Below are 13268 nucleotides of genomic sequence, written 5' to 3'. Positions count from 1 at the left end.
GGCCCCCCCCCCCCCGCACCCCCCCCCTTGGGCCCTTCACGCCAACCACACCGGGGCTCAGCGCTGTGATGGAGGCCTTCACGGACCTGCGCCGCTTCACTTCTTGCCTCCGGACAGCTGGGTGAGGACGTCGGTGACCGGCAGCGGCAGCGGCGGGAGTTCGCCGGTCTGGAGCGAGGCGATCACCTGCGAAAGGCTCGGCAGCTTCAACGTCCCGTCGAGCACCGGCGCGAGTTTCTTGCACATGTTCCCGATCACGTCGGGAATCTCCTTCGGCGTCCCCGCGCTGATCAGGCGGCACAGGGTGAGCACGGGCGGATGGGTGATCTCGTTGAGGTTGTCCCGCACGGCGATGGTGCCGGACGCCGCGTCGTAGGAGTTGATGAAGTTCGTCGCGCCCACCGGGGCGACGTCGAGCACCTCGGCCAGCGAGGAACGCTGGTCCACCAGCACCTTCGTCAGTGAAGCCAATTTGTCCACATTGGATGCGAGGGCGTCCTTGTTGTCCGCCACGAACGTCTTGACGTCGCCGAGCGCGCCGCCCAGCGAGCTCAGCGCCGCGCCGACGTCACCGGAGTCGGCGGCGAGGAAGCTGCTCACATCGGCGACGCGTTTGTAGAACTCGTTGAGCTGCGCGTCGCTCTGTGCCAGCGCGCCGGTGAACGAGTTCAGGTTCTGGACGGTCCCGAACAGGTCGTCCTTCGAGTTGTCCAGCGTCTTCGCGAGATCCGCGAGCCGCCCGACCGTCGAATTCAGGTTGGCCCCGTTGCCTTTCAGGTTCGCCGCCGCGGTGTCCAGCGCGTTCGACAACGCGCCGTTCTTGTTCGCCCCGTCCGGCCCCAGCGCGGTGGACAGCTTGTCCAGGCTGGCATACAGATCGTCCAGCTCGACCGGCATCGCGGTCCGTTCCTTCGGCAGGACCGTGCCACTGGCCAGGACCGGCCCGCTGTCGTAGGCCGGGGTGAGCTGGACGTACCGGTCGCTCACCAGGCTCGGCGCGACGACGACGGCGCCCGCGTCGGCCGGGATCTGCACGCCGTCCACCCGCATGTCGACCCGCACCGCGTCACCCTGCGGTGTCACGCCGGTGACCTCGCCGACCTTCACGCCCAGCACGCGGACCGACGATCCGGCGTAGAGCCCGACGGTCTTCCCGAAGTACGCGCTCAGCTTGGTGCCGTTGCCGTCCCGCTGCACCAGCCACAACACCGCCGCCAGCAGGAGAACGGCCACGCAGCCGAACGAAACCCAGGTGACGACCTTGCGCCCGCCCCGCGTCTGAATGGTCATCGGCCACCTATCCCCTGGTTCGGCGCGGCGATCGGCGGGGTACAGCCCTCGGGGTTGATCGTCAGCCCGCCCGCGATGATCGTCGGCGGCAGCAGCCCGCACAGATAGCCCTCGAACCAGCGGCCGTTGCCGGTGGCGTTCGCGCCGACGCGGGCGAACGGCGCCATCAGCTGCAGGCTCTTGTCGAGGTTGCCCTGGTTGCGCTGCAACACATCGGTGACCTTCCCGAGCTTCTGCAGCGTCGGTTTCAGCTGCGTGCGGTTGTCCGCCACCAGCCCGGACAGCTGCGCCGACACCTGCTGCGTCCCCTTCAGCAGCGAGTCGATCGCCGCCTTGCGGTTCTGCAGTTCGGTCAGCAGCAGGTTCCCGTCACTGATCACGCGTTGCAGCTGGGCGTTGCGATCCGACAGCGTCTTCGAGACCTTTCCCGTGTTGGCCAGCAATGTGTGCAGTTCGGTGTCCCTCGAGGACACTGTCTTCGACAACGCGGACAAGCCGGACAGCGTGTCCTTCAGATACTGCGGGCTGTCCTTGAGGCTGTCCGAGAGCACGTTGAAACTCTCCGCGAGCTGCTTCGTGTCGATGTCGCCCACGGTGCTCGACAACTGCTGGAACGCGTCCTGCAACTGGAACGGCGTCCGCGTGCGGGCGACCGGGATCGTGCTGGCCGGATCCTGCGCGCCCGCCCCCTTCGGCTCCAGCGCGAGGTACTTCTCCCCCAGCAGCGTCTTGATCTCGATCGACGCCGAGGAGGCGTCCCCGACCCGGACGCCCTTCACCCGGAACTTCACCAGCACCTGTTTGCCAGCCAGGCCCACCGACGTCACCTCGCCGACCTTGACGCCGGCGACCTCGACCTCGTTGTCCGGCTCCAGACCGGCCGACTCGCCGAAGTACGCGGTATACGTGACGCCGTTGCCGAACAACGGGAGCTGATCGGAGAAGTACGTCGTCAGCGTGACGAGCACGACCAGCACCAGCGCGATCCCGCCGACCATGGCCTGGTTGCGGTCCTTCAGTCGTTTCACGGGCCGCACCTCTCCGGTCGCTGGGTCGCGGGCAGGGGCAGGATCGGCAGCTCGATGTTGAGCGAGGAGATCCCGATCCGGCCGTTGATCCCGCACAGGTAATAGTTGAACCAGCTGCCGTAGCTCAGCGTGCGGGTGAACTTCTGCAGGTTGCCCGGCAGCACGCTGAGCAGATGGTCGAGCAGCTGTTCGGAATCGCCGAGGTTCTGCGACAGCGTGCCGAGCTTGTCGACGTCGTCCTTCAGCGCCGGGCGCGCGTCCGCGAGCAGGCCGGTGGTGGCGTTCGTCAGCTCGTCCAGCGCGCCCACCGCGTCCCCGATCGGCTTGCGTTGTTCGGCGAGCCCGCTGACCAGCCGCTGCGTCTGGTCGATGAGATCGCCCAGTTGCGGGCCGTGCTGGTTGACCGTGCCGAGCACGGTGTTGAGGTTCCCGATGACGTCGCCGATCACCTTGTCCCGCCCGGCGATCGACGTCGTGAGCGACGCCGTGTGTGCGAGCAGGCTGGAGATCGTGCCGCCCTCGCCCTGGAACACGCGGATGATCTCGCCGGAGAGCTGATTGACGTCCTTCGGGCTCAGGGCGCGGAAAAGCGGTTTGAAACCGTTGAACAGCACGGTGAGGTTCAGCGCGGGTTTGGTCCGTTCCAGCGGGATCGTCCCGCCCTGGGGCAACGTCTTCCCATCCGCGACATCGGTGCCGAGCGCGAGGTACCGCTGCCCGACGAGGTTGCGGTACTTGATGGTCGCGGTCGTCGACGCCGGGAGCTTGTACGTCGCTTCGACGTCGAAGTGCACCTCGGCGAAGTTCTTCTCGCCTTCGGTGACGCCAATACTGCCGACCTGTCCGACCTTCACCCCGGCGATGCGGACGTCGTCGCCGACCTTCAGCCCGGAGGCGTCGGCGAACTTCGCGGTGTACCCGGATTGCGCGCCGAAGTTCGTGTTCGCGATCGTGGCGCCGAGGATCCCGGTGAGCACGACGGTGACCGTGGCGAAGATCAGGATCTTCACCAGCGAGGGCACGAAACTCCTCACTTCAGCTCCACCTCCGCTCCGCGGTACAGCGGCCCGACGAGCAGGCTTCCCCAGCCCGGCGCCTGATCCGGCGCGACCCCGAGCGCGGGCGACATCAGCAGGTTCATCAGCTGCTGCTCGTCCGGCGAGCCGATCACCGACGACCCGCCCGACCCGCCGGGCGCGCCGCCCCCGGACGTCACGGGGCCGGGCAGCCTCCCGTCGGGCGACTTCGGCGGCGCGGGTTTGCTGGAACCGTCCTGGATCGGGCCGTCCGGCGGGTATTGCGGCCAGTGCCCCGGTTTGGGCACCTGCGGATAACAGCGAGGGCCGCGTTTGTCGGTGTACTTGGGCTCGTCGACGCCGGGCAGGTACTTGCCCCGGCTGGAGGTGAATTCGATCGTGACGCGGCTGACCTCCGGATGCGCGGTGCCCTTGCCGAAGGCCAGTTCCGCGTTCGGCACCGAATCGGCGAGCTGCTTGAGCATGCACGGATATTCCGGCGCGTACTTCGCCAGCACGTCCAGCGTCGGCTGGATCGCGGTGGTGAGCCGGATCAGGTTGTCCTTGTTGACGGTGAGGAAGCTCGTCAGGTCGGTCGAGGCCGCGGACACCGTCGCGTACAGGTCGGCGAGGCCACGTTGCTTGTCCACCAACGTTTTGCTGGTCGTGGTCAGATCCGACAGCGCGGTGATGAGGTCCGGCCCGGCCTTGTCGTAGATGTTCGAGACGTTGGCCAGCCCGGTGATGTCGGCCTTGAGGTTCGGCAGCGACGGGTTCATCTTGCCCAGGTAGTCCGAGAGCTGGGCCAGTGTCTGGCCGAGCTGCTTGCCGCGCCCGTCCAGCGCCGTCGACACCGCGGTGAGCGTGCTGGACAGCTTCTCCGGTTGCACCGCCTGCAACAACGGCATGACGTCGCCGAGCACCTTCTCCAGCTCGATCGCGGAACTGGTGCGATCCTGCGGGATCACGTCCCCCGCTTTGATGTGCGGCTGTGCTTTTTCCGGCAGTTGCAGCGCGACGTACCGCTCGCCGAACAACGTCTTCGGCAGCAGCCGCGCCGAGACGTTCGCCGGGATCACGCCGATCTTGTCCGGTTGCAGCGCGAGATCCAGCGTCGCGTGATCCCCGTTCGTGCGGACGTCGCGGACCTCGCCGACGAGCATCCCGCGCACCTTGACGTCCGAGCCCACCCGCATCTGGCTGCCCACGTGGTCGGTGTCCAGCCGGACCAGCGTGACCGAGGTGAACGCCTTGTCGTAGAAGGCGATCGTCAGCGCGAAGAACAGCGCGGCCACCACGAGGAACACCAGCCCCAGCACCTGGTGGCGGAGTCTGTGCAGCACATCGCCGCGCACGCTCATGCGATCGACTCGCTTCGCGAGACAGTGCTCGATCCCTTTTGGCGCATGATATCCATGATTCGCTCGCAAGCGTCGCTCATCCGGAAATCCTCACCGTCGTGTTCGCGCCCCAGATCGCGAGGCTGAGGAAGAAGTCCAGCACCGAGATCAGCACGATCGACGTCCGCACCGCGCGGCCCACCGCGACCCCGACCCCGGCGGGCCCGCCACTGGCGTTGTAGCCGTAATAACAATGGGAAAGGATCACGATGACGGCGAACACCATCACCTTCGCGAAGGACCAGAGGACGTCTTCGGGCGGCAGGAACAGCGTGAAGTAATGGTCGTAGGTTCCCGCGGACTGGCCGTAGAGCCAGATGGTGATCTGCCGCGAGGCGAGATACGACGAGAGCAGGCCGACGGCGTAGAGCGGGATCACCGCGGTGACCCCGGCCAGCACCCGGGTCGTGACGAGATAGGGCATGCTCGGCACGGCCATCACTTCGAGCGCGTCGATCTCCTCGGAGATCCGCATCGCGCCGAGCTGGGCGGTGAACCCGCAGCCGACCGTCGCCGAAAGCGCGAGCCCGGCCGAGAGCGGCGCGACCTCACGCGTGTTGAAGTACGCCGAGATGAACCCGGTCAGCGCGGCGGTGCCGAGCTGGTTCAGCGCCGAATATCCTTGCAGGCCCACGATGAGACCGGTGAACAACGTCATCCCGATCATCACGCCGAGCGTCCCGCCGATCACCGCGAGACCGCCGGTGCCGAAGCAGACCTCGGTCAGCAGCCGCAGGGTTTCCCCGCTGTAGCGGCGAATCGTGCGCGGCGCCCAGGCGAGTGCCCGCGCGGCGAAGGAAAGCTGCTTGCCCAGCCCCTCCAGGCTCGCGCCGGGACGCGCGATGACTTCCAGGGTCCGGTCGGACACCAGGGGTTGCTGGATCGGTTCGGCCGTCATCCGCTCACATCGCCTTCGGCGGCACGATCCGCAGGTAGATCGCGGTCAGCACCACGTTGATGAGGAACAGCAGCAGGAACGTGATGACCACGGCCTGGTTGACCGCGTCGCCGACGCCCTTGGGCCCGCCAGCCGGGTTCAGCCCGCGGAACGCGGCGACCACCCCGGCGACGAAGCCGTACAACAGGGCCTTGATCTCGCTGATCCACAGATCGGGAAGCTGGGCGAGCGCGTTGAAACTGGCCAGGTACGCCCCCGGCGTCCCGCCCTGCAGGACGACGTTGAAGAAGTATCCGCCGAGCACGCCGACGACGCTGACCAAGCCGTTGAGCAGCACCGACACCACGATCGCCGCGAGCACCCTCGGCACGACCAGACGCTGGATCGGGTTGACGCCCAGCACCTCCATCGCGTCGATCTCCTCACGGATCTTGCGGGCGCCGATGTCGGCGCAGACGGCGCTGCCACCCGCGCCGGCGACCAGCAACGCGGTGATCAACGGGCTCGCCTGCTGCACGATCGCCAGCGCGCTCGCCGCGCCGGTGAAGGACTGCGCGCCGATCTGCTGCGTCAGCGAACCGAGCTGCAGCGCGATGACGGCGCCGAACGGGATCGCCACCAGCGCCGTCGGCAGGATCGTGACGCTGGCGAAGAACCAGCACTGCTGGATCCACTCCCGGAACTGGAACGGGCGGCGGAAGATCGCCCGAAAGACCTCCCAGGACAACGTGGCGAGCCTGCCGACCTGCGTCAGCGCCGCGGTTCCCGGGAACGTCGCGGTTGCCACGGCACCTCCCAGTAGTTACCTACTCATGAGTCTTACTCATTCCCCGACCCCGCTTTCGGTTAGCGGTGTTCACTCCGTCCCTTCGGCAGCTCCCTCTCATACCTTGAGAGAGTGCGTCGCCGTCGCTCCGCCGTCGGCGGCGAACTCCGCGCCGGTGCAGTAGGAACTCTCGTCGCTGGCCAGGAACAACACCAGTTGCGCGATCTCCTCCGGCCGCCCGACCCGGCCCAGCGGGACCTTCTTGGCGATGAACGACATGTCGACTTCGGCGCCCACCGCGGCCGGGATCATCGGCGTGTCGATCGCCCCGGGATGGACCGAGTTGACCCGGATGTTCTTGGCGCCCAGTTCGAGCGCGGCGACCTTGGTCATCCCGCGGCTCGCGAACTTGCTCGCGGTGTACGCGACGAGGTAGGGCATCCCGGCCAGACCCTCCACAGAGGACACGTTGACGATCGAGCCGCCACCGGCGGCCGTCATCGGTTCAACGACCGAACGCATCCCGAGAAACTGTCCGATCTGGTTGACCCGGATGACGCGCTCGTAATCGGCGAGCGCGGTCTTGCCCAGCTCCGAGAAGTGCAGGATCCCGGCGTTGTTGACCAGCACCGTCGGCGCGCCGAACTCGGCCTGGGTCCGCGCGATCGCGGCCTCCCAATCGGCCTCGGAGCCGACGTCGAGATGCTGGTACACCGCCGCGTCCCCGAGGTCGGCCGCGACCTTTTCGCCGTCCTCGTCGAGGATGTCGGCGATCACCACGCGCGCGCCTTCGGCCACGAAAGCGCGTACGGCGGCTTCGCCCTGCCCGCGCGCACCACCGGTGACCAGCGCGACCTTGCCGTCCAAGCGTCCCGTCACTTCAGCTCCTCGGTAGGGGTCACGGCATTGTCAGGGAAGGGCGAGAATGTCGGTGGCAGCGAACATCCGCTCCGGTTCACGCCCGGCGAAGTAACCACCGACCGCGGTTTCGAGTTCCTCTGCGGTCCAGACACCGTTCGCGGTGTCGAAGCGCTGCTCCACCTCAGGGGGTTTGAGCAGTGCGACCATGCCGCCGTGCACGACGAACACCTGGCCGTTGACGTTTTCGGCCGCGGGCGAGGCGAGGAAGGCGACGAACGGCGCGACGTGCTCCACCGACAGCGGATCGACGCCTTCTTCGGGCGCGTCGCCGAAGACGGCTTCGGTCATCGCGGTCCGCGCACGCGGGCAGATCGCGTTGGCACGCACGCCGTAGCGGGAGAGGCCTCGCGCGGCGGACACGGTGAGCGCGGCGATCCCGGCCTTGGCCGCGGAATAGTTGGGCTGCCCGGCCGAGCCGACCAGGAACGCCTCCGACGCGGTGTTCACCAGCCGCCCGTACACCGACTTGCCGTCCAGTTTGGACTTGTCGCGCCAGTACTTCGCGGCGTTGCGGGACAACAGGAAATGGCCGCGAAGATGGACCGCGAGCACGAGGTCCCACTCCTCGTCGGACATCCCGAACAGCATCCTGTCCCGCAGCACGCCGGCGTTGTTGACGACGATGTCCAGCCCGCCGAAGTGATCGACCGCGGCCTCCAGCAGCGCGTCGGCGGTGGTGCGCTCGGCGACGTCACCGGCGACGGAAATCGCCTTCCCGCCCGCCGCCTCGATCTCCTCCACGACACTCTTCGCGTCGCCGAGATCGTTCACGACCACCGCCGCCCCGGCCTTCGCCAGCGCGAGGGCTTCGGCCCTGCCGAGCCCCGCACCGGCGCCGGTGACGATGGCCGTCCGGCCCGCCAATGTCTCGCCTACGGCCGCACTCACCGCGATGCCTCCTCGTCGAAGCACGTCGGGCCGGGTCCAGCCCGCCTCTCGCCCACAGACTAGAATCTGTTCTCGTACTTATCAAGGGCAAAATTAACAGCACTAACCCGCCATGAACAGGGCATTCTTCGGGCAACCCGACACAGCTTGCGAAACATGTTCTACCTGATCCTCCGGGATCGGCGACCGGACGACCAGGTTCTCGTCGTCGTCGAGGTCGAACACGTCGGGCGCGAACCCGACACACACCGCGTTCGCCTCGCAGAGCGAGCGGTCCACCTTGATCTCCATACTTCCTCCCGTCCGCGAAGCCTGGTACAACTAGAACAAGTTCTACTGTAGCCCCGAGGCGGGTTCACCCACCACAACGAGCCCTGCCGGGCGGAGGTGACGGATGCGGATCGACTACACCGAAGGTCAGCGGGAACTGGCCGGTCAGCTGCGCGAGTACTTCGCCGAGCTGATGACCCCGGCCCGCCGGGAGAGCCTGGCGGCCGAAGGCGGCGAGTACGGCGATGGCGTGGCGTACAAGGAGATCGTGCGTCAGATGGGCCAGGACGGCTGGCTCGCGCTCGGCTGGCCCCGCGAGTACGGCGGTCAGGCCCGGCCGATGCTCGACCAGCTGATCTTCACCGACGAAGCGGCCGTCGCGGGGGTGCCCGTCCCCTTCCTGACGGTCAACACCGTCGGCCCGACGATCATGCGTTTCGGCACCGAAGAACAGAAGGCGTTCTACCTGCCGAGGATCGCCGCCGGGGAGCTGCACTTCTCGATCGGCTACTCGGAGCCGGAGGCGGGGACGGACCTCGCGTCGCTGCGCACGCGTGCCGAACGCGACGGCGACGAGTACGTCGTCACCGGGCAGAAGATGTGGACCAGCCTCATCGAGTACGCCGACTACGTGTGGCTCGCCGTGCGTACCGACCCCGAGGCGCGCAAGCACAAGGGCCTGTCGATGCTGATCGTGCCGACTACCGCGCCCGGCTTTTCGTGGACGAAGGTGCACACCGTCGCGGGCCCCGGCACCAGCGCGACCTACTACGACGGCGTGCGTGTCCCGGTCGCCAACCGGATCGCCGACGAGAACGCCGGCTGGCCGCTGATCACCAACCAGCTCAACCACGAGCGCGTCGCGCTGACCTCCGCCGCGCCGGTGATGACGTCCCTGCGCGAGGTGCGGGAGTGGGCGCAGACCACGAAACTGCCCGACGGCAGCCGCGTGATCGACGCCGAATGGGTGCGCCTGCACCTGGCCCGCGTGCACGCGCACGCCGAGTACCTCAAGCTGCGCAACTGGCGGATCGCCTGGGCGGCCGCGGCGAGCGAGCTGGGCCCGGCAGAGGCGTCGGCGACGAAGGTGTTCGGCACCGAGTTCGCCACCGAGGCCTACCGGCTGCTGATGGAGGTGCTCGGGGCGGCCTCGGTGGTCCGCGACGGCTCCCCCGGCGCGCTGCTGCGCGGCCGGATCGAACGCCTGCACCGGTCGTCGCTGATCCTCACCTTCGGCGGCGGGACCAACGAGGTCCAGCGCGACATCATCGCCGCCACCGCCCTCGGCCTGCCGGTCACGCGCTAGCTGAAGGGGACTTTCCTCGCGTCGCATGCGCTGAAAGTCCCCTTCGTCGCATCACATCGGACGAAAGTCCCCTTCAGCACAGGAGCCCCGATGGACTTCTCCCACTCCGAAGCACAGCAGGCCCTCTCCGGCCTGGCCCGGAAGCTGCTCACCGACAAGGTCACCCCGGAAGTACTGGGCCCGCACGGATCCGGCGGATTCGACGCTCCCCTGTGGACGGACCTGGCGAAGGCGGGCGTCCTGGACGCGGCACTCCCCTCGTCGGTCGGCGGTGGCGGCTTCGGCCTGCTGGAGCAGTGCTCGGTGCTGACCGAGATCGGCCGCGCCGTCGCACCGGTGCCCTACCTGTCCTCGATCACGATGGCCGCCGCGGCGCTGGCCGAGTTCGGCACGCCCGAACTGACCGAACGCTGGGTGGTCCCGGTGCTGCGCGGCAGCCGCGTCCTCGCGGTGGCCTTGCCGGACGCGGGCGCGCCATGCGGCTTCACTGCAGAGTCCACAGTGGACGGCCCTCAGCTCACCGGTGCGCAGTCCGCCGTGCCGTTCGCGGCCTTCGCCCACGGCCTGCTCGTGGAGGCGGCCGCCGGGGACGGCCACGAGGTGTTCCTGATCGACCGCGAGGCCGATGGCGTGGACATCGCGGCGCAGCACACCGTCGACCACGCCGACGCCGGGTTGCTGGAGCTGACCGGTGCGCCAGCGGTGTCACTGGGCGACGTCGGCGAGTGGCTGCGGCTGCGCGGGACCGTCGGGCTGTGCGCGCAGCAACTCGGCGTCGTGGAGCGGGCTCTGGAACTGACCGCGGCGTACGCCCGCGAACGCAAGCAGTTCGACCAGGTCATCGGCGGTTTCCAGGCAGTACGGCAACGGCTCGCGGACGCGTATCTCGACGTCGAGGCGGTCCGACTGACGCTGTGGCAGGCCGCTTGGCGCCTCTCCGAAGCACTTCCCGCCGCCGAAGAGGTCGCGACCGCGAAGTTCTGGGCCGCCGAGGCGGGCCACCGCGTCGTGCACACCGCCGTACACGTCCACGGCGGCGTCGGCATCGACGTCGACCACCCCGTGCACCGCTACTTCGCCGCCGCCAAACGCCTCGAATTCACCTTCGGCGGCGCCACGGCCCACCTCCGCGCCCTGGGCACCCAGCTCGCCGACACCCCCGCCTAGTGTCGAGTAGAGCGGGGCAGCCCGAGCGACTACGCACGACGGCTGCGGGATCAAGACGGCGAGGGCCACGAGACCAGGGACTGCCTTCCGATCTGCCGGCCGTTGTTCCTGACAATCACCTCGGTATCTGCGATCTCGTACTCATAGGTACCGTTGCGCGCCAGGTAACCGCGCGGAGTGGCGGTCGCTGGCACTGTGATGGCCTCCTCCGGATTCGCTGTGTACGCCCCGTGGTAGTACAGCTTGCCGGATGAGTGCTTGCACAACACGATCTGTTTGTCGGTCGTTCGGTAGGCCACCACGAGCTGGGCCGAACCACCTTCGGGCAGCCTCGCGGCGATCCGGGCCGGGCATGGGGTGACGACCGGCGTCGACATCCCGGGTGCTGGGACGTTCCCCGCCGACTTGATCACCTCCGCGCAGCCGCGGACGACGAACAGGATCACCAAGGCGGCCCCACCAAGCCAGAAGATTCCCTTCACGATAGCCGCGGCCGGGAACGGCCGTAACGTCGTGGCCGGGCGAACCTGTCGTGGGGCGGGAGGCACGGCCGATGCCGGCAGGGGCCTCGTGCCGGATTTCGATGGGCGATACCCCACGGTGCCGGAAGCCGGAGGCGCGAAGAACACGTCCGCCTCTGGAACCGGCGTGGACACGGATTCATCCTTCCGAGCGGCCGGTTCCAGCGGCTCGCGCCTAGGCTTCGTGCTTTTGGGGGCCGAGCCGGGCCCAGGCCGGCGAGGTGACCTGGGCCCCGCCGGGCGCGTGCTACGGGTTTTAGGACCGGGACCGACCGTCGGCGCGTTGACGGCCGCCGCGCGGCCGGTGTCGCACCCCAGACACCGTTTGCGTCCTGGGTCGTTCCACACATCACAGCGAAGGCACTGCCAATGGCGGTCGGACGTGGGCTTCGCCTTCACCGTCACCTCGCCGCACACCATGCAACAGTCCTTGCCGACCACGTTGTACGTGTCGCAAGAAGAACAACGCCACGTGCTGTCTGCCACTGCAGGTCCTCGGGCTATCGGTGGTACTCGTGCCCGGCACCCCCATCGGTACCGGCGCCTTTGCTGGCTAACAGCTCTTCGGTGTCCGGATTCGGACGGAAGGTGACCCAGTGGCCGTCACGAACGGCCCCGCCGTCACCGATCACCGATTGCCCGGCCAGGAGGACGCCCGCACCGGTTCGCCGGGCACGAGGCCGCCACCCGCCACGCTCGTTGAGGCGCCGGACGATCGACTGGGCAGCGTGCAACGCGTGAGTGGGTGCGAGGAGGCAGAGATCGGTGCTCCCCCGGCTGGCTACGTCAAGGGGCGCCGCGCCAGGAACAAACCGCATCGTGATCCGTAACAGGTCCGGCACGTCGGTGTGGATGCTCGCGTACGTACACCACATGGCCGGCAGTTCGATGCTCACGTTCTCGGTCCACACCACGGTGATCCTGTCCTCGTACCCGTACAGATACGCGCCAACGCATTGCAGCTCGGTCCGCAGGGTGAGAGCGGGGGCCACCGCCGCGCGTTCGCGCCTGTCAGGCCGCACGCGTCGTTTCGGCAGGCGGATCCCGAACATCACAGGCTGTTCGCGATCGTATTGATGATCTCGTCCAGTTCGAACTCCTCGAGCCCTTTGCCCGCCTTCGATGGGAAGTGCATCGTGAGATTCCATTCCTCCGCTATCCCGTTCCAGGGTTCGGCCTCCGGAGCGAACAGCACCAGCCGCTTCGCGGAGTTCTCCATCAACGACTCCTGGCTGCGGGCGTAACCCCACCACTCCATCAGTTCATCCAGGTCGCGGGGCATGTTCCGCGGGTACGTGCTCGCCGATGTCGCTGCTGGACTGCCCAACGGGTGTGCCGGTGCGTCGGTGAACACGACGACAACGTGCCGACGGCGATCCAATCCCTTCTCCCACGGCGACCTGATGGCGAGAGCCAGCGCCTCCAGTCCCGACTCCGGTATGTCACCGCCACCGATGGGCTGCAGTTCGCGGACGAACCGCTCGAACTTCTCGGCCTCTTCCGGGAATCGACAGAAGTCCGTTTCCTGAATTGCATCATCGCCTTTGTCACCGAAGTCGCGGAACGCGATCACCCTCAGCCGGAGCTGACTGATCGCCTTACCTTTCCCAGCCATCACGGCGGCGAGCCGCCTGTGGAAGGTGAGCGCGCTCTGCTTGACCATCTCCAGCACCGGCGTCATGCTCGCCGTCACATCGATGCAGAGAGCGATATCCACCGCGTACTCCAGACTTCCCTGAGCGCGGCCTGACGAGTTCTGCGTCATTCTTCACTCCGATCCAATCGGCCAGCGCGGCT

14 protein-coding genes are annotated in these 13268 nt (G+C 67.7%); 2 read left to right on the top strand and 12 right to left on the bottom strand.

Features of this window, described 5'->3' with window-relative positions; translation table 11 throughout:
• Nucleotides 1–96 precede the first annotated feature (96 nt).
• The 9 genes from ACFWX1_RS26170 to ACFWX1_RS26130 form a co-directional block, all read right to left on the bottom strand.
• On the bottom strand, nt 97–1290 hold the full coding sequence (locus ACFWX1_RS26170; protein ID WP_378391565.1) for an MCE family protein: 1194 nt from the start codon (nt 1288–1290) through the stop codon (nt 97–99).
• Nucleotides 1287–2318 carry an MCE family protein gene (locus ACFWX1_RS26165; protein ID WP_378391563.1) on the bottom strand — a complete coding sequence of 344 codons (1032 nt, stop codon included), beginning with the start codon at nt 2316–2318 and terminating at the stop codon, nt 1287–1289. Before ACFWX1_RS26165 ends, ACFWX1_RS26170 begins: the two co-directional genes overlap by 4 nt.
• On the bottom strand, nt 2315–3352 hold the full coding sequence (locus ACFWX1_RS26160) for an MCE family protein (protein WP_378391561.1): 1038 nt from the start codon (nt 3350–3352) through the stop codon (nt 2315–2317). Before ACFWX1_RS26160 ends, ACFWX1_RS26165 begins: the two co-directional genes overlap by 4 nt.
• The gene (locus ACFWX1_RS26155) at nt 3349–4695 is read right to left on the bottom strand and encodes an MCE family protein (RefSeq protein ID WP_378391559.1); all 1347 of its coding nucleotides are present in this window, start codon (nt 4693–4695) and stop codon (nt 3349–3351) included. Before ACFWX1_RS26155 ends, ACFWX1_RS26160 begins: the two co-directional genes overlap by 4 nt.
• A 76-nt stretch (nt 4696–4771) precedes the next feature.
• Nucleotides 4772–5632 carry an MlaE family ABC transporter permease gene (locus ACFWX1_RS26150; RefSeq protein WP_378326410.1) on the bottom strand — a complete coding sequence of 287 codons (861 nt, stop codon included), beginning with the start codon at nt 5630–5632 and terminating at the stop codon, nt 4772–4774.
• A 4-nt stretch (nt 5633–5636) separates the two neighbouring features.
• Nucleotides 5637–6419, bottom strand: a complete 783-nt coding sequence (locus tag ACFWX1_RS26145) for an MlaE family ABC transporter permease (protein WP_378391557.1) — start codon at nt 6417–6419, stop codon at nt 5637–5639.
• 96 nt (nt 6420–6515) lie between these two features.
• Entirely contained in the window at nt 6516–7277 is a 762-nt protein-coding gene (locus ACFWX1_RS26140) for a glucose 1-dehydrogenase (RefSeq protein WP_378391555.1), read from the bottom strand.
• A gap of 30 nt (nt 7278–7307) precedes the next feature.
• Nucleotides 7308–8207, bottom strand: a complete 900-nt coding sequence (locus tag ACFWX1_RS26135) for a 3-oxoacyl-ACP reductase (protein ID WP_378391553.1) — start codon at nt 8205–8207, stop codon at nt 7308–7310.
• Nucleotides 8208–8309: 102 nt separating this feature from the next.
• Nucleotides 8310–8498, bottom strand: coding sequence for a ferredoxin (locus ACFWX1_RS26130; protein ID WP_378339266.1), 189 nt, complete (start codon nt 8496–8498; stop codon nt 8310–8312).
• A 103-nt stretch (nt 8499–8601) separates the two neighbouring features.
• On the opposite strand from ACFWX1_RS26130, the gene ACFWX1_RS26125 reads away from it, so the two are divergent.
• Both ACFWX1_RS26125 and ACFWX1_RS26120 read left to right on the top strand, forming a co-directional pair.
• Complete coding sequence (locus ACFWX1_RS26125) at nt 8602–9783, top strand: acyl-CoA dehydrogenase family protein (protein WP_378391551.1); 1182 nt, start codon at nt 8602–8604, stop codon at nt 9781–9783.
• Nucleotides 9784–9873: 90 nt separating this feature from the next.
• Entirely contained in the window at nt 9874–10950 is a 1077-nt protein-coding gene (locus ACFWX1_RS26120; protein ID WP_378391549.1) for an acyl-CoA dehydrogenase family protein, read from the top strand.
• A 50-nt stretch (nt 10951–11000) separates the two neighbouring features.
• Here ACFWX1_RS26120 and ACFWX1_RS26115 read toward each other — a convergent pair whose 3' ends face one another.
• From ACFWX1_RS26115 to ACFWX1_RS26105, 3 genes are all read right to left on the bottom strand, one after another.
• The gene (locus ACFWX1_RS26115; protein WP_378391547.1) at nt 11001–11606 is read right to left on the bottom strand and encodes a hypothetical protein; all 606 of its coding nucleotides are present in this window, start codon (nt 11604–11606) and stop codon (nt 11001–11003) included.
• Between the two features lie 365 nt (nt 11607–11971).
• A complete protein-coding gene (locus ACFWX1_RS26110) occupies nt 11972–12493 on the bottom strand; it encodes a hypothetical protein (RefSeq protein WP_378391545.1) in 522 nt (173 codons plus the stop codon).
• A gap of 29 nt (nt 12494–12522) precedes the next feature.
• Nucleotides 12523–13236, bottom strand: a complete 714-nt coding sequence (locus ACFWX1_RS26105) for a vWA domain-containing protein (protein WP_378391543.1) — start codon at nt 13234–13236, stop codon at nt 12523–12525.
• Nucleotides 13237–13268: the final 32 nt, after the last annotated feature.

This window comes from Amycolatopsis sp. NPDC059021 (genome assembly GCF_042739895.1).
GTDB lineage: Bacteria > Actinomycetota > Actinomycetes > Mycobacteriales > Pseudonocardiaceae > Amycolatopsis.
The sequence above is the reverse complement of the archived record's forward strand: the minus strand, read 5'-3'. Positions and strand labels throughout refer to the sequence as shown.